This window comes from Yokenella regensburgei, from assembly GCF_003634235.1.
Classification (GTDB): domain Bacteria; phylum Pseudomonadota; class Gammaproteobacteria; order Enterobacterales; family Enterobacteriaceae; genus Yokenella; species Yokenella regensburgei.
In genome coordinates this window covers 374,615-393,997 of the sequence record NZ_RBIZ01000005.1, presented here as the reverse complement: position 1 = coordinate 393,997, position 19,383 = coordinate 374,615, and the positions used below count along the sequence as shown (strand labels likewise).

At 52.4% G+C, this 19,383-nt stretch carries 15 protein-coding genes; 9 read left to right on the top strand and 6 right to left on the bottom strand.

Annotated elements, in window-relative coordinates:
- Positions 1 to 17: 17 nt before the first annotated feature.
- Complete coding sequence (locus C7387_RS16910; RefSeq protein WP_038252338.1) at positions 18 to 830, bottom strand: GNAT family N-acetyltransferase; 813 nt, start codon at positions 828 to 830, stop codon at positions 18 to 20.
- Between the two features lie 34 nt (positions 831 to 864).
- Here C7387_RS16910 and C7387_RS16905 point away from each other — a divergent pair, with 34 nt between their 5' ends.
- Positions 865 to 1,398, top strand: coding sequence for a GNAT family N-acetyltransferase (locus C7387_RS16905; RefSeq protein WP_038252340.1), 534 nt, complete (start codon positions 865 to 867; stop codon positions 1,396 to 1,398).
- 39 nt (positions 1,399 to 1,437) lie between these two features.
- Here the strand turns inward: C7387_RS16905 and tsr are convergent, their stop codons facing one another.
- The 3 genes from tsr to C7387_RS16890 all read right to left on the bottom strand — a co-directional run bounded on the left by tsr (position 1,438) and on the right by C7387_RS16890 (position 4,037).
- Positions 1,438 to 3,102, bottom strand: coding sequence for a methyl-accepting chemotaxis protein (tsr, locus tag C7387_RS16900; RefSeq protein ID WP_038252343.1), 1,665 nt, complete (start codon positions 3,100 to 3,102; stop codon positions 1,438 to 1,440).
- Between the two features lie 142 nt (positions 3,103 to 3,244).
- A complete protein-coding gene (locus C7387_RS16895; protein WP_420855540.1) occupies positions 3,245 to 3,637 on the bottom strand; it encodes a M15 family metallopeptidase in 393 nt (130 codons plus the stop codon).
- A gap of 16 nt (positions 3,638 to 3,653) precedes the next feature.
- Positions 3,654 to 4,037, bottom strand: coding sequence for a putative holin (locus tag C7387_RS16890; protein WP_006817006.1), 384 nt, complete (start codon positions 4,035 to 4,037; stop codon positions 3,654 to 3,656).
- Between the two features lie 499 nt (positions 4,038 to 4,536).
- On the opposite strand from C7387_RS16890, the gene C7387_RS22915 reads away from it, so the two are divergent.
- Positions 4,537 to 4,827 (top strand): hypothetical protein, encoded by a 291-nt coding sequence (locus C7387_RS22915; protein WP_006817005.1) that lies wholly within the window; start codon positions 4,537 to 4,539, stop codon positions 4,825 to 4,827.
- On the opposite strand, the gene C7387_RS16885 is transcribed toward C7387_RS22915, so the two are convergent.
- The gene (locus tag C7387_RS16885; protein ID WP_120817145.1) at positions 4,811 to 5,662 is read right to left on the bottom strand and encodes a LysR family transcriptional regulator; all 852 of its coding nucleotides are present in this window, start codon (positions 5,660 to 5,662) and stop codon (positions 4,811 to 4,813) included. The two genes, C7387_RS22915 and C7387_RS16885, sit on opposite strands and share 17 nt — an antisense overlap.
- 368 nt (positions 5,663 to 6,030) lie before the next feature.
- Here C7387_RS16885 and btsT point away from each other — a divergent pair, with 368 nt between their 5' ends.
- The 3 genes from btsT (at position 6,031) to yjiA (ending at position 9,445) form a co-directional block, all read left to right on the top strand.
- Complete coding sequence (btsT, locus tag C7387_RS16880; protein ID WP_038252352.1) at positions 6,031 to 8,184, top strand: pyruvate/proton symporter BtsT; 2,154 nt, start codon at positions 6,031 to 6,033, stop codon at positions 8,182 to 8,184.
- A 93-nt stretch (positions 8,185 to 8,277) separates the two neighbouring features.
- Positions 8,278 to 8,481 carry a YbdD/YjiX family protein gene (locus C7387_RS16875; protein ID WP_006817000.1) on the top strand — a complete coding sequence of 68 codons (204 nt, stop codon included), beginning with the start codon at positions 8,278 to 8,280 and terminating at the stop codon, positions 8,479 to 8,481.
- Positions 8,482 to 8,491: 10 nt separating this feature from the next.
- Complete coding sequence (yjiA, locus tag C7387_RS16870) at positions 8,492 to 9,445, top strand: GTPase (protein ID WP_120817144.1); 954 nt, start codon at positions 8,492 to 8,494, stop codon at positions 9,443 to 9,445.
- 106 nt (positions 9,446 to 9,551) lie between these two features.
- Here yjiA and C7387_RS16865 read toward each other — a convergent pair whose 3' ends face one another.
- Entirely contained in the window at positions 9,552 to 10,910 is a 1,359-nt protein-coding gene (locus C7387_RS16865; protein WP_120817143.1) for an esterase-like activity of phytase family protein, read from the bottom strand.
- 156 nt (positions 10,911 to 11,066) lie between these two features.
- Between C7387_RS16865 and C7387_RS16860 the strand changes: the two genes are divergently transcribed.
- The 4 genes from C7387_RS16860 to C7387_RS16845 all read left to right on the top strand — a co-directional run bounded on the left by C7387_RS16860 (position 11,067) and on the right by C7387_RS16845 (position 19,326).
- Complete coding sequence (locus tag C7387_RS16860; protein ID WP_120817142.1) at positions 11,067 to 12,236, top strand: restriction endonuclease; 1,170 nt, start codon at positions 11,067 to 11,069, stop codon at positions 12,234 to 12,236.
- Positions 12,237 to 12,341: 105 nt separating this feature from the next.
- A complete protein-coding gene (locus tag C7387_RS16855) occupies positions 12,342 to 14,705 on the top strand; it encodes a type I restriction-modification system subunit M (protein ID WP_120817141.1) in 2,364 nt (787 codons plus the stop codon).
- A complete protein-coding gene (locus C7387_RS16850; protein WP_120817140.1) occupies positions 14,705 to 16,081 on the top strand; it encodes a restriction endonuclease subunit S in 1,377 nt (458 codons plus the stop codon). Before C7387_RS16855 ends, C7387_RS16850 begins: the two co-directional genes overlap by 1 nt.
- Positions 16,078 to 19,326, top strand: a complete 3,249-nt coding sequence (locus C7387_RS16845; protein WP_120817139.1) for a type I restriction endonuclease subunit R — start codon at positions 16,078 to 16,080, stop codon at positions 19,324 to 19,326. The genes C7387_RS16850 and C7387_RS16845 overlap by 4 nt, the downstream gene beginning before the upstream one ends.
- Positions 19,327 to 19,383: the final 57 nt, after the last annotated feature.

The following is a 19,383-nucleotide window of genomic DNA, read 5'->3' as shown; positions in this document are numbered from 1 at the left end:
CGGGCTCCCCTTTTTATTCAGACCAGCGCCGCCCGCATCTCAAACTGCTGCACCGCCATGGTCATATATCCTGCGGAAGCGAACAGCGTGGTGAGCGGTTCGGGTACTGAAACCACCGTCGCCAGCCCCGGAAACTGCTGGTTAAGCGCCCGGAGGATTTCCCGTCCTTGCCCATGATGGCGTTTCTCAGGCGCCACATAAATCATTCTTAACTGCGGTTTTTCCGTCAGCATCGATACCACGGCAAACGCCTGCTGGTGAATGAACGCCCGACACGGCAGCATCATCAGTGAAGCCGGATCCATCAGCCACGGCGTGCCCTGAGCCTGCTCTACCATCGCCCGGCGCAGCAGCGGCATCACCGCCGTCTCCTGCAGGGCGCGCTCGGTAATTTTGCCCGGCTGCATCCCCTGATAGCCGCAGAGCTTCTGGGTGATGGTAAACCCCAGCGACTGATACAGCGCCACGCCGGGATGATTATCCTGAATCACCTCCAGCCAGATCTCCTGGAACCCTTTCGCACCCAGGCTGTCCATCAACGGTGCCAGCAGTTTTCTGCCGATGCCTTTCCCCCGCCAGGCCGGGCGGATCGCGAAAGCCGCCAGCCGGGCCGATTGCCCGCGGTGGGCGATAAGCGCCACGGCGACCAGGTCATCCCCCTCCATCCACACGCACGAATCCACCAGGCTCAATCCTTCGGCGGCGAAGCGCTGGGCAAATACATCGACGGGGAGCGAGAAAGGCTGGCTGTAGCCTTCAAAGCACTTCCCTAACATAGCGGTAAGTTGTTCACTACTGAATTGGGTCGCAGGGACAGCGCGAAATGGCATAGAATTCTCCGTAAGGCTAAAAGGGACTTACACAATGAAAACTAACACCTTTGCGCACGAGGTTCTGTTTCGCCGCACGCAAAACCACGATATCAGTGCACTTCCGGCCATTGAACGCTCTGCAGGACGTGCCTTTCTGGCTCTCCCGGACCTGGCATGGATCTCCTCCGATGATGGTGTACCTGAAGCGGTTCATCGCGAGTGGGCCGAGCTTGGACACAGCTGGGTTGCAGAGCACGGGCAGCAGCTGGTTGGTTTTATGCTGGCGCAGCCGCTGGATGACGCCCTGTTCATTGCGGAGATTTCGGTACACCGGAGCTGGCAGGGGCGCGGTATTGGCCAGCAATTTCTGCAGTTTATCGCCGACTATGCGCGTGAACAGCGCTACCCGGCGTTGACGCTGACAACGTTCAAAGCAGTACCGTGGAACGCCCCATTCTATGCGCGGCAGGGTTTTATCATACTCGACGATAGCGAGCTGGAGTCGGGTCTTGCGGGCAAACGAGATAAAGAAACGGCGCAGGGGCTACCGCGAGAACTGCGGTGCGCCATGCGCCGTGAATTATAGTCCGGCGAGGGGTTAAAGACCTCGCCGGCGGTCAGTCAATCAGAAGGTTTCCCAGTTGTCGTTGCCTTCGGCAACGGCGGCTTTCTTCAGCGGTGCAGACGGGAGCGATTTCGCCGCCACGCCCATACCTTTCGCCTTCATCTGCTGTTGCTGAATGCGGAACACCGCCACAGCCTGAGTCAGACGACTCGCCTGCTCTTCCAGCGCAGCCGCCGCAGCAGCGGACTCTTCCACCAGGGAGGCGTTCTGCTGGGTCACACGATCCATCTCGGCAACCGCCAGGCCAACCTGGTCGATACCGCGGCTCTGCTCATCGGATGCCGAGGCAATTTCACCCATGATATCGGTCACACGGGTCACCGCATTAACGATTTCATCCATGGTTTCACCGGCGCTTTCCACCAGCGTAGAGCCAACGTCCACGCGGCTTACGGAGTCTTCAATCAGGCTCTTAATCTCGCGCGCCGCCTGAGCACTGCGCTGGGCCAGGTTACGAACTTCCCCTGCCACCACCGCAAAGCCACGGCCCTGCTCGCCCGCACGTGCCGCTTCGACTGCGGCGTTGAGCGCCAGAATGTTGGTCTGGAAGGCAATACCATCAATCACGCTGATGATGTCAGCAATTTTCTGCGAGCTGCCGGCAATATCGCGCATCGTCTGCACAACGTTATCAACCACTTTACCGCCTTTCTGCGCGGTTTCAGAAGCGCTGAGCGCCAGGTTGCTTGCCTGACGGGCGTTCTCGGCGTTCTGCTTAACCGTTGCCGTCAGCTGTTCCATGCTCGCCGCCGTCTCTTCCAGAGAGGCTGCCTGCTCTTCGGTGCGCGAGGAGAGATCGTTGTTACCCATCGCGATTTCGCTGGCGCCGCTGTAAATCGCATCGGCGCCGTTACGCACTTCACCGACGGTACGCACCAGCTCACCCTGCATATGACGCAGTGAATCCGCCAGCTGGCCCATTTCGTTGGTGCCTTCTACATCAATACGCTTCACCAGATCGCCACTGGCGATATGACGAATGCTACCAATGAGGCTGTTGAGCGGTGCGATAAGGGTTTTGTGGATCCCCATCCATACGCCCATGATCACCACCAGCACGGCGATCAGCACGCTGATCAGCACCCAGATAGCCTGGGAGTAGGAGCTGCTGCTGTCCTGAACCGCCAGTTCGTACAGGCGATCGTTCTGGGAAAGGTAGCTCACGTATTCTTTCTCAAAACCGTCCTGATAGCTCTGAGTCGGCTGGTCGAAGAAATCGTTGATTTTACCTGCACCCAGCAGTTGGATCAGATCGGCAAGCGCACCGTGGTAGATATCGTAGTTACGCTTAATTTCGGCAGCGGCAGAGTCACTCTGGCGCGGATCGCGCGGCAGCGCTTCATACTCGGCCCAGCGCTTTTCAGCTTCACTCAGGCTTTTGCTCGCAATCTGCATCAGATCCTGCACGGTCGCACCGCTACCGATATGGTTCTGATCCATCATGTAACGGATACCCGCACGGTTGAGGGTGTTACGGGTCTGCAGCAATGCAACCCAGCTGCCGTTCAGCGAAGACTGCTGCTGGCGGATGGTTTGCAGTACGGTGAAGTTTTCTTTGTCGTGTTTGAGGGCATTAAAGAACAGCCCGCCAGATGTCAGTTGCAAAAGGCCAAATAACATCAGCACCAACACGAGGCTGGTGACAATCCTGATTCGGTTTAACATGTTTACGCTTTCCTTTAGGCAGATAACGATGTTTTCGGCCTGAGGAGGAAAAACTTTACGGCAAATCGTGCTGAAAACGTGCAGAAAAAGGGAGAGGTCGCCTCCCTCTCCGTCCAGGAGAAAAAGGCGATCGGCGCGGGGATCAAACCGGGTATTCACTCCATGTCAGTTGGAAGTGCGGGCCGTCCTTCAGACTCTTCCAGTCACCGCCCCATTCAATGCTGTGACCCAGGCTTTTCGCTGCCTGTTTGAAGGCATTGGAAATGAGCTCGTAGTCGGCAAAATCCCAGGAGCCGGCTGGTGTCGGATAAGCAAATACATCAACCGCGTGTCCGGTCAGATGGCGGCTTTTCATGGTCTGTGATTTCCCTGTCCGCACCATCTCTTTTTGTTTATCCAGCGAACGCAGCCCTTCGGTAATACCGAAATCAATCAACGTCAGATCGAGCGCTTTTTTACAGATGGCGACTAAATCAGGATGAACTCCCTGCAAATTCCTCAGACTTCTTTCACTCAATGTAAACTGTTGCATAATAACCTCTTTAATTACCTTATTTGCGTTTCAGCAGATCAAAAATGGATGTTGTTTTTTCCGGCTTTTCGCAGAAAAACATTAATAGACGGACAGAAACCACCGCGCCGATTAAGGCACCAATGGTATCCGGAACCGACACCGTTACTTTTAAAAAATCCTTTAACACCACGTATATCACTCCCGACATAAAGTGGGCCGCGAGTACGCCGACAATAAAGGAGGCAACAAAAAGTAAAATACGCGTACGCGCATTAAAGTCTTTTGCCGTCACTGAAAAAATAATGCTCCCTGCCAGAGCCGCCATAATAATGTGCGGGCTCTGAAATGTGTGCGCCTCCGTTTGCACGACGTAGCTTTCCACCGTCGACATTGCCGACAGCACTTTGTCATCGCTAATCATAACCACCTCGAATAAGAAAAAACGCCATCAGAGAAGTTGCGTTGAGAAAATTCTAAATGAGCAATCAGAGAACCTGGAGCAAAAAACAATCACATTTGACTTTTTTCGCATCATTCTTGAAATGAGAGGTTCATGATTTCTCTGTCATAGTGAAAACTCAGAGAGTTACCAAAATTCCTCTCTGACAAAAAAACTATTCTGTCATGTTAAGAAGAAAGATTTCTGGGATTACTCACAAGTAGAACTACCGTCAGACACCCCATCTCCTGCCATCGAGAAAAGATAAAAAGAGGTAATCACCTTATTGAAGGCGATAATAAAAAGGTTTTTTTATCTTCATTTGAAAATACACAAATGACAAAAACGGGGCGGTAAAAATAAAGTGATCTTTTTCAATGAGTTACGATAAAAAACTAAAAATAACATCAAAAAACGATCATAATCAACAACTTATGCTAAAATGATGATATTTTAGAATACTTAAAAGATAGAGTTATTCATGAAATCAATCGCTGAACATTACGAAAGAGGTACGCTGAATCACGTAATAAAGGATATTATACTGATTAATAATCAGTATTTTGGCTTGTTTATGGGTACAGATGGCCATGATCTGGACAGAGATTCATTATCATTTGTTGTTAAAATGATTAACAATCAGCAGATAACCATTCCTGCCTATGATCATAACATCAACTTCACCTATTGCTTTCCTGACGGGCAAAAAAGCTTTTTGAATCCACTACTTCATTGCCTGATGATTAAGGAAAAAACTACACAAAGGAGTTGATGATCTTTTTCACCTTATTCTTCTCTGCGGTATAGTCAGACTTTAAGCAGTGATACCCTCTTATTTTAAGCCTTTTATTTTTGAGCACCGTACTCTGTACACCATCGATAGACAAAAACCGAGACAGCTTAGGTGTTATAATCGCAGAGCCTTTACCCAGGTGAACGTTATAAAAAACAGAAAGAATATCCCAGTTATGTTCAACGAACTCTACCGTTTTATTAATGTCACCCAGTAAATTACCGAAAATTTGTTTATAATAATGGGTATTCATATCCTTCCAGATAAAAAGTTTGAGTGGTTTGTTAAGATCGGCATCTTTTGGCGAGATCAGCACCAGCTCATCGCTAAACCACTCATCATGGTTAACGTTATACGATAGTGAAATATCTCGCATTGAGAAAATTACACTGTTTTTGTTATAAATCAGCTCATTAATATCTCCAGCCTCAATGATTTTTCGCTCACACTGCACTTTCGCATTTGAAGACTCCAGGGCAATCTTAATGTTTTTATATAATAATTCAGGAAAAGTAATATCGAACTTGACCAGAAGATCTTTTATCTTGCTATTATTCTGAATATCATCTTCAAGCTCAAGCAACTCGTTATAAACCGAGCGAAACTTAGCGTAATACTCCAGTGCAAGCTCAGTCGGCTCCAGTTCATTATATTTGCGTTTAAACAGCATTCCGCCAAGGTAATCCTCCATCTCGCAAATAACTTTGCTCAATGGTGAACGAGTTATGCACAATGCTTCAGCGGCTTTGGAGAAATTCCTTAACTCCATGGTTACCATAAAGTAACGCATTTTTTTTGATAATAAGTATCCCATAACTATCTCAATTTACAGTGTGTATGAATTGAATATAAGACAGCTTTCCCTATTCAACAACGCACTAAAAAAGAGACACTGCTGTGCAATTTATAGACATTTGGCAATTTCTTAAAATATATTCCAGCTTAGCGCTGTAAAATATATTCCTCTACTTTCCGTGACATAGGTCACATAAATAACCAATATCAGACTTTACTCAACCACTCAGTCATTCCAGCAACCGCTGAGCACGTTATACAACCACTCACCGTTTTTCCTTCATAAAGGAAGACACCTTTCAGGCAAGATAGCGCCAGCATCACCATCAATAACTCCCCAATAACACACATTGACCCCAACTTTCGTTTACACAACCAGGTCTTACTATGGATACGAAAAAAATATTTAAGCACGTACCCTGGGCCATCCTCGGGATTATCGGCGCTTTTTGTCTATCGGTTGTCGCGCTACGTCGCGGCGAGCACGTCAGCGCCCTGTGGATAGTCGTGGCATCCGTCTCGGTTTATCTGGTGGCTTACCGCTACTACAGCCTCTATATCGCCCAGAAGGTGATGAAGCTGGACCCCACACGCGCCACACCGGCGGTGATTAACAACGATGGCCTTAACTATGTGCCAACCAACCGCTACGTGCTGTTTGGCCACCACTTCGCGGCCATCGCGGGCGCAGGCCCACTGGTCGGCCCGGTGCTGGCAGCACAGATGGGCTACCTGCCGGGTACCCTGTGGCTGCTGGCAGGCGTTGTGCTCGCCGGTGCGGTACAGGACTTCATGGTACTGTTCATCTCCACCCGCCGTAACGGCTCGTCGCTTGGCGAGATGGTGAAGGAAGAGATGGGCCGCGTGCCGGGTTCAATTGCCCTGTTCGGCTGCTTCCTCATCATGATCATCATCCTTGCGGTGCTGGCGCTTATCGTGGTGAAAGCACTGGCAGAAAGTCCGTGGGGCGTGTTTACCGTCTGCTCCACTGTGCCGATTGCGCTGTTTATGGGCATCTACATGCGCTTCCTGCGCCCGGGCCGCGTGGGTGAAGTCTCAGTCATTGGTATCGTCCTGCTGGTCGCCTCTATCTACTTCGGCGGCGTGATTGCGCACGACCCGTACTGGGGCCCGGCGCTGACCTTTAAAGATACCACCATCACCTTCGCGCTGATTGGTTATGCCTTTATCTCCGCGCTGTTGCCGGTATGGCTGATTCTGGCACCGCGTGACTACCTCGCCACCTTCCTGAAAATTGGCGTTATCGTCGGTCTGGCGCTCGGCATCGTGATCCTCAACCCGGATCTGAAAATGCCGGCGGTCACCCAGTACATCGACGGTACCGGCCCGCTGTGGAAAGGTGCGCTGTTCCCGTTCCTGTTTATTACCATTGCCTGTGGTGCGGTTTCCGGCTTCCACGCGCTGATCTCTTCCGGCACCACGCCGAAGCTGCTGGCCAACGAAACCGACGCGCGTTTCATCGGTTACGGCGCGATGCTGATGGAATCTTTCGTTGCCATCATGGCGCTGGTTGCGGCTTCTATCATCGAGCCTGGTCTCTACTTCGCGATGAACACCCCACCGGCGGGCCTTGGCATCACCATGCCGAACCTGCACGAGATGGGCGGTGAGAACGCGGCGATGATCATGGCGCAGCTGAAAGACGTCAGCACCCAGGCGGCGGCGACCGTCAGCTCCTGGGGCTTCGTGATTTCGCCTGAGCAGATCATGCAAACGGCGAAGGACATTGGTGAACCGTCCGTGCTGAACCGCGCCGGTGGCGCACCGACGCTGGCGGTAGGTATTGCCCACGTGTTCCACAAAGTGCTGCCGATGGCCGACATGGGCTTCTGGTACCACTTCGGGATCCTGTTTGAAGCGCTGTTCATCCTGACCGCGCTGGACGCCGGTACCCGTGCTGGCCGCTTCATGCTGCAGGATCTGCTAGGTAACTTCGTCCCGTTCCTGAAGAAAACCGACTCTCTGGTGGCTGGCATCCTGGGTACAGCGGGCTGCGTTGGCCTGTGGGGCTACCTGCTGTATCAGGGCGTGGTCGATCCGCTGGGCGGTGTGAAGAGCCTGTGGCCGCTGTTCGGGATCTCTAACCAGATGCTGGCGGCAGTCGCACTGGTACTGGGTACCGTGGTCCTGGTGAAGATGAAGCGCACCAAATACATCTGGGTAACCGTGCTGCCAGCCGTATGGCTACTGATTTGCACCACCTGGGCGCTGGGTCTGAAGCTCTTCAGTACTAACCCGTCAATGGAAGGCTTCTTCTTCATGGCGAACCAGTACAAAGAGAAGCTGGCAGCCGGTGGCGGCGACCTGACCGCGCAACAGATTGCCAACATGAACCATATCGTGGTGAACAACTACACCAACGCCGGTCTCAGCATTCTGTTCCTGGTGGTGGTTTACAGCATCATCTTCTACGGCATCAAAACCTGGCTCAATGTGCGTAACAGCGACAAGCGTACGGATAAAGAAACCCCGTACGTCCCGGTACCGGAAGGCGGCGTGAAAACCTCTTCCCACCACTAATCCTTTTATCCCCCTCTCCTTAGGGTCGGGGGATAAGGGAAAACGCCCGGTGAACTCACTTCACCGGGCTTTACGCATTATCAGGATGGCAAAATGTTTGGTAACTTAGGTCAAGCTAAAAAATATCTCGGTCAGGCGGCGAAAATGCTGATTGGCATTCCGGATTACGACAACTACGTCGAGCACATGAAGACCAACCATCCGGACAAACCTTACATGACCTATAACGAATTCTTCCGCGAACGCCAGCAGGCACGCTACGGCGGCGACGGAAAAGGCGGTATGCGCTGTTGCTAAAGGAGAGAACATGACACCTGTTGCAGTCACCCTACTCACCGGCTTTCTCGGCGCCGGGAAGACCACCCTGCTGCGCCATATCCTCAATGAGCAGCATGGCTTCAAAATTGCCGTCATCGAAAATGAGTTCGGCGAAGTCTCTGTCGACGACCAGCTGATTGGCGATCGCGCCACGCAGATCAAAACCCTGACCAACGGCTGTATCTGCTGTAGCCGTTCTAACGAACTGGAAGACGCGCTGCTGGACCTGCTCGACAGCCTCGACCGTGGTGAAATCACCTTCGACCGGCTGGTGATTGAGTGCACCGGCATGGCCGATCCGGGCCCGATTATTCAGACTTTTTTCTCCCACGAAATCCTCTGCCAGCGCTACCTCCTCGACGGCGTCATTGCGCTGGTCGATGCCGCCCATGCGGATCAGCAAATGAATCAGTTCACCCTCGCCCAGTCGCAGGTGGGCTACGCGGACCGCATTCTGCTGACCAAAACCGACGTTGCAGGTGAAGCCGCCCAGCTTCGTGAACGCCTGGCGCGCATCAACGCCCGTGCGCCAATTTACACCGTCACGCACGGCGATATTGACCTCGGCCTGCTGTTTAATACCAACGGCTTTATGCTGGAAGAGAAAGTCACCACCGCGCCGCGCTTCCACTTCATGGCCGACAAACAAAACGACGTCAGCTCGATTGTCGTCGAACTGAACTACCCGGTGGATATCAGCGACGTTTCGCGAGTGATGGAGAACCTGCTGCTATCATTTGCCGAGAAGCTGCTGCGCTACAAAGGGATGCTGTGGATTGACGGCGAACCGAACCGCCTGCTGTTCCAGGGCGTTCAGCGCCTGTACAGCGCCGACTGGGACCGCCCGTGGGGCGAAGAAACACCGCACAGCACGCTGGTGTTTATCGGCGTTCAGTTGCCGGAAGAAGAGATCCGCGCAGCGTTCGCCGGATTGAAAAAATAGTACCGTAACTATCCCCTCTCCCAAAGGGAGAGGGATTCAGACCGCACTGACCATCCCCTCTCCCGGAGGGAGAGGGGATGGGTGAGGGGAGCAGACCGCACAACGCTTACATCACCGCTTCAGGCAGCGTCACCACCCACAGCTCACTCTCAGATTCGGGTTTCTCCAGCGGCTTCACGCCGATGCTCGTCGCCACAACCTTATCGTCCACCGTCAGCTCACCCTGCTCGTTCAGGCGGTAATCCTTCAGCTTTTTCCCTGCGACAGGATCTTTCAGCACCGTCTTCACGCCAAAGTCATTATCGTTGGCCACCGCCAGAGTTTTACCATCAATCAGCGCCAGCCCTTCGGCTTTCTCCTGCTGCCAGCCGAGCTTACGCAAATCCACCACCAGCGATTTTTCCGCCAGCATGACGCCGCGTTTCGCCAGTTTTTCCGCATCATCAAACTCCGGATACTTCCCGGTTTTGTCGAATGCCGCCAGATCGCTCGCCTTGCTCAAATCCACTTTGTAGATGTTATTTCGCATCGCCCCGTCTTTATCGCCACCCTGCTCAATCAGCAAAATATGCTGATTATCGAGCGCCACGATATCGCCAATTTTGGCATCGCTGTTTTTGCTGTACGCCGCCGCATCTATCGGGTAACCGTACATCGCCGTTTTCCCCGTCGCCGGGTCGAAGCTCACCAGGCGGGTAAACAGCGCCTGCTTCTTGCTTTTACCGTCGATATCGAGCGTGCTCTGTACCGCCGCAATAATCCGCCCGTCCGGCATGCGGGTCAGCCCCTCAAAGCCACGGTTTGGCTGACGCCATTTGATAACGTTCGGCAAACCATCGGCGATAGACTTCTCGCCGTTTTCGGCCTGCGGCCCGTGCATGGCGAGGATCTTTCCACTGCGGTCGACGTTCACCAGGAACGGACCATATTCATCGCAAAGCCAGTAACCGCCTTTACCATCCGGGGTAATACCTTCGGTATCCAGCCCACGGTTATCCCCTTTCAGCACCTTCATGCTGTCGCTGAGCGCCACTTCATTGGTGGAGCCAATGACGTCGCTTTCAAGCGGCAGGCCGTTGATGTTGCCCTTCGCATCGTGCAGCGGCACGGCGTTTGTCGCCTGCGCTTTACCGTTTTCCAGCCGAATAGTCATCATCTGCGGAGTAAACTCGGGCACCACGAAGATCTTCGCCTCGCGCTTGCCCACGTTCGGTGAATCGGCGTTCGGCCCGCGATCGGTCACGGTGGCAAACGTCAGGGCATCGCCCTCTTTGCCGGTAAACAGCAGCCCGGAGCCAATTCCCACCGGCAACCCGTTCAGGAAAGCGCTGGAGAATGCACCGCGATAAGGAATGTTTGAGCCTTCCGGAAAGCTCACGATATAGCGCTCGGCGTGAGGTTCCGCCGCCAGCGCAGAGAAAGAGAGAGTACAGCCGATAACCAGAGGGATTATTTTGATTTTCATGTGGTTAGTATCCTTTGCAAGAGCAGGACACTATAAAGAGAGTGGATGTCAGAAAAATGACACTCGTCGCGATATCTTTCCGATAAGTGATTCATCCAACAGTAATTCCCCTCGAAACTGGCATGCTATGCACAACATCATCGTTAAGGGAACAACGTGAAAAACTACAAAGTCATAACGCCACTTTTTCCGACTTATGCACAGGCGCAGGCCATGATGAAAGCCTCTGCAGGCTACCCCGCTAAGTCGGTACGAAATATGATCACCGCGATCCATGAGCAAACCGGCACACCGCAAAAACCCGTCGACTGGTCGGAGCCAGACAAATGGATCATTGAGCGCCTGACCGGTGAGGACGCAGAGCTCGCGCACCGCATCTGGCAAACCGATAACCACATCCTCAACCCTCGCCACAGCTACGGCTGCTATCTGTTCCTCAACAACGAGCAGTTTAAGCTGATGGAAGAGAGCAGCGACGGGCTCTGGCAGGCCACCGAGCGGGGCAATCAATTCCTCAACGCTGATGAGTCAACGTGGCGCTGGCTCGACGATCAGGAAGGCATGTTGCAGCTACTGGAGCTGCTCGCCAGCCGTGAGATGTCAAAACGCGCCGATTTATTGCCGGAATGGCAGGCCTTCCTCCACCAGCATTCAAAGTTTGCTTCCGCCAGCTCCATCAAAAGCACGCTCTACTCGCGGCTCTACAATCTTATCGACAGGCACATGGTCGATCGCGACGGCATGAGCTACAGCATTACCGATACCGGCCGTGCCTGGTTGAGTAAAGCCCTGCCAGCGCGGAAAACCGACCCGCGCAAAGAGCTGCTCGATGCGGTCAAACGCTATAACCAGCAGCAAAAAGAGCTGCTGCGTGAGCAAATCAGCACCATGAATCCGTATAAGTTTGAACACTTAGTGGGTCAGCTTCTGGAAGCAATGGGCTACGAACAAGTTGAAGTCACCAAAGCCTCCGGTGACAAGGGCGTGGACGTTGTCGGCAAGGTGCAGGTGGGCATCACCACCATCACCGAAGTAGTACAGGTGAAGCGGATGCAGAACACCGTCAACCGCCCGCTTATCGACCAGCTGCGCGGTGCGCTACCGTACCATAAGGCCATTCGCGGTACGCTCATCACCACCGGCAGATTTGCCACCAGCTGCGCCGAAGCCGCGCTGTTCCCGGGAGCCGCGCCGATCACCCTGATCGACGGCGATCGCCTGCTCGAACTGCTGATTGAAAACAACGTCGGTATTCGCCGCAGCAATGCCGTTGAGCTGCTGGACGTCGACCTGCAGCTGTTTGATGAGCTGGAGATCGAACAGTAACCCGTTAGCCGGTATTCATCCCGTTACCGGAAGGGATGAATGCCGTGCGAAGTCGGAATGACGCTGTATAATCACCCTATTTTGTAACCGCTTTTGGTAACTTTCATGACTAACACAAATTTCTCGCAAACGGCGGCCTTCATCTGGGCCGTTGCCGATCTGCTGCGCGGCGACTTCAAACAATCTCAGTACGGCCGCGTGATCCTGCCTTTCACCCTGCTGCGTCGTCTGGAATGCGTGTTGGCAGAAAGCAAAGACGCGGTAGTGGCTAAAGCACAGGAACTCAAAACCAGCCCGCTGCCGGAAGAAGCCAAAGAAAAGTTTCTGCTGCGCGCCACCAACTCCCTGTCGTTCTACAACACCTCGCCAATGGATCTCGGCAAAATGGGACAGAACGACATCAGCGCCAACCTGGAAAACTACATTCAAAGCTTTTCAAAAGATGCGCGCGAGATCTTCGAGCACTTTAAATTCAGCGAGTTTATCGGTCTGCTGGACGACGCTAACCTGCTGTATAAGGTCGTTAAAAAGTTCGCCACCACCGATCTCAGCCCGGAGGCCATTTCCAACTATGAAATGGGGCTGGTGTTTGAAGAGCTGATCCGCCGCTTCGCGGAAAGTTCTAACGAAACCGCCGGGGAGCACTTTACCCCACGCGATATTGTGCGCTTGACCACCTCTCTGGTGTTTATGGAAGATGACGATGCCCTGACCAAAGAAGGGATCATCCGTACCATTTACGACCCGACCGCGGGTACCGGCGGCTTCCTCTCCGCCGGGATGGAATACGTTCATGAACTGAACCCGAAAGCCGTGATGCGCGCGTTTGGTCAGGAGCTGAACCCGGAGTCCTACGCCATCTGTAAAGCCGACATGCTGATCAAAGGCCAGGACGTCAGCCGTATTAAGCTGGGCAACACTCTCTCTAACGATCAGCTTCCGGCTGACCAGTTCGACTACATGCTCTCTAACCCGCCGTTTGGCGTCGACTGGAAAAAGATCGAGGGTGACATTAACGATGAGCACCTGCAGAAAGGCTTTAACGGCCGTTTTGGCCCCGGCCTGCCGCGTGTTTCCGACGGTTCGCTGCTGTTCCTGCTGCACCTGATCAGCAAAATGCGCGACACCCGTGCCGCCGACGGCATGGTGAACAACGGTGGCCGCATCGGCATTATCCTTAACGGTTCGCCGCTGTTTACCGGCGGTGCAGGCAGCGGTGAAAGTGAGATCCGCCGCTATATCCTCGAAGCCGATCTGCTGGAAGGTATCGTCGCGCTGCCAACCGACATGTTCTACAACACCGGCATCGCCACCTACGTGTGGATCCTGTCAAACAAAAAGGCTCCGGAGCGCAAGGGTAAAGTCCAGCTTATCGATGGCACCAGCCTGTGCGGCAAAATGCGTAAATCGCTGGGCTCCAAGCGTAACCTGATGGGCGATGACGATATCCAGCTCATCACCCGCACCTTCGGCAATTTTGAAGTGCTGAACGCCACCTCGCTTGAGGATTTAGGCCTGGAAAAAGCCACCGAGCAAAAATCCAGCCGTGGTCGTCAGCCTGCCACCGCCAAAACCGAAGCGCCGAAAACCTTCGCCAGCAAAATCTTTAACAGCACCGATTTTGGCTATCGCCGCCTGACCATTGAGCGCCCGCTGCGTTTATCCGCTCAGGTAACGGATGAGGCTATTGCGACTCTGCGCTTTGCGCCGAAGCCGTTTAACGCGCCGATGGAACGTCTGTATGACGAGTTCGCATCCCAGTGGCAGGGGAATAACTATGGTGATTTCTCCGGGCTGGAAGCTGAAGCCCGAACTATTATCAAAGCGGACTTCACCGAGCTGAAAGAGAAGCAAATCAAAGACCTGCTCGACAGCAAACTGTGGCTGGCGCAGCGTAGTTTAATGGAAAAAGCGCAGCAGATTCAGACGGCTCTGGGTACGCAGGCGGGTGGCAAAACGCAGGTGAGCAACGACTTCAACCAGTTCCAGCTGACTCTGAAAGGGGCCATCAAAACCGCTGGCGTGAAGCTGGACGCGAAAGAGAACAAGCAGTTTATCGACGCCATCACCACCAAAAACCCGGACGCCGAGCCGGTGGTGAAAAAGGCGCTGAAAGAAGCCGCTCAGCCTCTGTACGGTGCGTTTGAGTACAAAGGCAAGGTGGTTGAGTTTGAGCAGGACGGCGAGCTGCGCGATAACGAAAACGTGCCGCTGAACCCGGCCATCTCCACCAGCGATCTGATTGAAAACTACTTCAAAGCCGAAGTATTGCCGCATGTGAGTGACGCGTGGATCAACGCCGATAAGCGCGATGCCAAAGATAACGAAGTGGGGATTGTCGGTTATGAAATACCGTTTAACCGCCATTTCTACGTCTACCAGCCGCCGCGCCCGCTGGATGAGATTGATGCCGACCTGGATGCGGTCAGCGCCGAGATTATGAAGCTGCTGCAGGAGGTGCATTCCTGATGGCGAAGTATAAGGCGTATCCGGAGTATAAGGATTCCGGGGTTGAATTTTTGGGTCGAGTACCTACTGAGTGGTCCGTTAACTCATTAAAAAATATAGCTCTGATTGTTAATGGCTCAACTCCTAAGTCAGGTGTGGAAGAATATTGGGATGGTGATATTAACTGGATAACCCCAACCGATTTAAGCCAAAAATCGGGTGTTTATTTAAATGATAGTCAGAGAAAAATCACTAATGAGGGATTGAATTCTTGTGGTACTAGCTTAGTGCCAGAAAATACAGTTATTCTGTCTACCCGAGCTCCAATCGGTTCGTTAGCCATAACAGGGGTTCAGTCTTGTACTAACCAAGGTTGCAAATCTTTGGTTGTAACAAATAAAGAAAGCAGTTTGTTTCTCTATTATTTCCTCTCAATATCAACAAGTCCGTTAAATAATTTAGGAAGAGGAAGCACCTTCCTTGAGTTATCCACTGAAGATCTCGCTTCATTTAAAGTCCCAATGCCAAATGTAGGCATTGGGACAATTGTTTCTTTTCTCGACCACGAGACTGCAAAAATCGATGCTCTAATCGAGAAGCAACGACAGCTGATTGAACTGCTGAAAGAAAAACGTCAGGCAGTGATTAGCCATGCTGTCACCAAAGGGCTAAACCCTGATGTGCCGATGAAAGATTCTGGTGTTGAGTGGTTAGGAGAAGTGCCGGAGCATTGGACCGTAACTAGGCTGGGTAACCATGCTATAAAAATAGGGAGCGGCAAAACTCCAAGAGGTGGTTCAGAAATATACCTTGATGAGGGAGTACTCTTCTTAAGAAGTCAAAATATCTACGATGATGGACTTAGAGTAGGACCTTCAGAGTGCGTTTTTATCGATATTAAAACACATAATGAAATGAAAGGAACTCATGTTCTTGAAGGTGATATATTACTTAATATTACCGGTGGTTCGATTGGTCGTAGTTGTATAGTTCCCGCGCCATTTGTTGAAGCTAATGTGAATCAGCACGTTTGCATACTTCGTTTCACTGAAAATATTCGTGACTTTATTTCATATGCTATGAAATCGTCCTCAACTAAGGAACAGATTGAAGCATGTCAGGTCGGTGGAAACAGGGAGGGACTCAATTTTGAGCAGACCTCAAAAATTAATATATGTTTACCACCAGAAGAAGAGATTGGTGCAGTTTTAGGGTATCTAAAAATTAGATTGCCACAATTAGATATTCTTGAAAAAAATGCGGAAAATATTATTCTGCTTCTCCAGGAACGCCGCACCGCCCTGATCTCCGCCGCCGTCACCGGAAAAATTGACGTCCGCGATTGGGTTGCCCCTGACGCTCAGGATATTGCGGCATCACAGGAGGCCACCGCATGAGCATGGACAGCACTAAAGAGCTGATTTTCCAGAATGAGATGATTGCTCAGATGGAAGCAAAAGGCTGGGTTTGTGGCAAAACCGACGGCTACGATCGCGAACGTGCGCTGTACTCGCAGGATGCGCTGACCTTTGTGCAAACCACCCAGCCGCAGGAGTGGGAGAAGTTTGCCAAAATTTACCCGACCGATACCGAACGTCATTTCCTCGATGCGCTGGTGGCACAGCTGAAAAAAGCGGATATCAACGCTACCGATATGCTTTCACGTACCTGGGGTACGCTCGGCGTGCTGCGTCACGGTATCAAAAGCCATAATGCGCGTTTTTCCCTGTGCCAGTTTAAGCCGGAACATAATCTTAATCCGCAAACCCTGACGCGCTACAAACACAATATCTGCCGCATCGTGCCGGAGCTGGTTTACAGCCCGCATGCGTCCAACGCCGCATTTGAAGAGACGGGCGTTAAGGCGAAGAAATGGCGTATCGACCTGGTGTTGTTCGTTAATGGCCTGCCGATTGCGACCCTCGAACTGAAGTCTGAATTTAAGCAGACGGTACAAAACGCCATCACGCAGTATAAGAAAACGCGTTTGCCGAAAGATCCTGGCACCAATAAACCCGAGCCGCTGCTGACCTTTAAGCGCGGGGCGCTGGTGCACTTTGCCGTCAGCCAGTATGAAGTGTTTATGGCGACGAAACTCGAGGGCGATAAAACCTTCTTCCTGCCGTTTAACAAAGGCACCCATGAAGGCGGCGCGGGGAACGATATCCCGGAAGATGCCAACGACTACGCCACCAGCTACCTGTGGAATGAGGTGCTGCTGCCGGACAATCTGCTGAAAATTCTCGCGAGCTTCGTGCATCTGCAAATCGTTGAAAAAGAAAATGCCGTTGGCCTGAAGTACAAAAGCGAGAGCCTGATTTTTCCGCGCTACCACCAGTGGGACGTGGTGAATAAACTGATCGTTGCTGCTACGGTGGAAGGCACCGGCAATAAATACCTGATCCAGCACAGCGCGGGGTCGGGCAAATCGAACTCTATCGCCTGGACGGCTCATCAGCTCTCCCGCCTCTACGATGAAAATGGCGAAAAACAGTTCCACTCGGTGATTGTGGTGACGGACCGCACCGTGCTGGACGATCAGCTGCAGGACACCATCTATCAGTTTGAACATCAGGACGGCGTGGTCGGGCGCATCAATAACAAAGAAGGCGACGGATCTAAATCGGAGAAGCTGGCCAGCGCGCTGGAAAACTCGCAGCCAATCATTATCGTCACCATTCAGACCTTCCCGTTTGTCCTGAAGGCGATTGAAAACAGCGTCAGCCTTAAGCAGCGCAAATATGCGGTGATTGCCGATGAAGCGCACTCCTCGCAGAGCGGCTCTACGGCGCGGCAGCTGAAAGAAGTGCTGATGACCGAAGAGGCGGACGACGACGTAGAGATGTCTTCAGAAGATATTCTGGATGCCACCGTCGCCGCACGTAAAGGCAGCAGCAACCTCAACTATTACGCCTTCACCGCCACGCCGAAAGCCAAAACCCTGGAGCTGTTTGGCCGTCGTCCTCATCCGCAGGAACCGGCGTCGAAAACGAACAAACCGGAAGCGTTCCACGTTTACTCCATGCGTCAGGCCATCGAAGAAGGCTTTATTCTTGATGTGCTGAAGAACTACACCAACTACAAGGTGGCGTACAAGCTGCTGCAGAAGCTGGACGATCCTGACCGGGAAGTGGACAGCAAAAAAGCGAAGATAAAGCTGAACCAGTGGGTCTCGCTGCACGATCATAACGTCTCGCAGAAAGTGAAGGTGATTGTTGAGCACTTCCGTAAGCATGTGATGCACCTGCTGGCCGGTCAGGCGAAAGCGATGGTGGTGACCAGTTCGCGTAAAGCGGCGGTGCGCTACAAGCTGGCGTTCGATAAATACATCGCCGAGCAAAAGTACGACAGGATAAGCGCAATGGTGGCGTTCTCCGGGGAAGTGGAATTCCATGAAGATGACCACAACAGCCTTGCGCTGCTTAACCAGAAGTTCACCGAAATCAATATGAACCCTGGCCTCAAAGGCCGGGATATGCGTAAAGCGTTTGATACCGACGACTACCAGGTGATGCTGGTCGCCAACAAATTCCAGACCGGGTTTGACCAGCCCAAGCTCTGCGCCATGTATGTGGATAAAAAGCTGGGCGGCGTGGAGTGCGTACAGACGCTGTCGCGCCTGAACCGGACCTATCCAGGGAAGGCGCAGTCAGGCACCTTTGTGCTCGATTTCTGGAACGAGCCCGACGAGATTTTGGGTGCTTTCCAGCCGTACTACCAGACCGCGGAACTGACGGATGTCAGCGATCCGCAGCTCGTCTTTGAGCTGTTTGAAAAGCTGCGTACCAGCGGCATTTTCCTGTGGAACGAAGTGGAGCAGTTCTGCGAGGCGTTCTTCAGCAAAAACAAATCCAACGCGGCCATTAGTAATATCTGCAAACCTGCGGTGGAGCGCTGGAAACATCGCTACACCTCGGCGATTGAGGCGTATGTGCTGGCCAAAGAGATGTTTGAACGCACTAAGAAGACCGGCGATGTAGTGCTGATCACCAATGCGGAAAACACCTTCAAAGAGTGTGAAAAAGAAAAAAGTAAGCTCGATATCTTCAAGAAAGATCTCGGCAGCTTTGTCCGCTTTTACGAGTTTATGTCGCAAATCGTCGATTACGATGACAAGGATCTGGAAAAGCTGAGCCTGTTTGCCCGTCATCTGCGTCCGTTGCTGCATGAGCAGCGCATCGAAGAAGATGAGATTGATTTAAGCAACGTGGAGATGAGCCATTATCGCCTGTCGAAGCTTCACGAGCAGCATCTGAGGCTGCAGGAAGATGCGGCGGAATACAAAATTACGCCGGGTAATGATGTCGGTACGGCAAAGCCGAAGGACAAGAAAGAAGAGTTTCTGTCGAATATCCTGGCCCGTCTGAATGAGCTGTTCGTCACCGATAATCTCACCGATAAAGATATGATCAATTATGCCTTCGCGGTGCGTGACAAGCTGTCAGAAAACCAGGCGGTGATGACCCAGATCGCCAACAATACGCGCGAGCAGGCGATGCTGGGCGATTTCCCGAAAGCGATTGATGACGCGGTAATGGACAGCAACGACGCGCATCAGGCGATGATGATGCAATACCTTTCCAGCCCGGAAATTGCGCGCGGATTTGCCCGGGTGGTGTTTGATATGTTGAAAGGGGCGTAATGATGTCATAAAGGGGCACGTTATTTAGCGTGCCTTTTTATTTTTATAAAAAATATA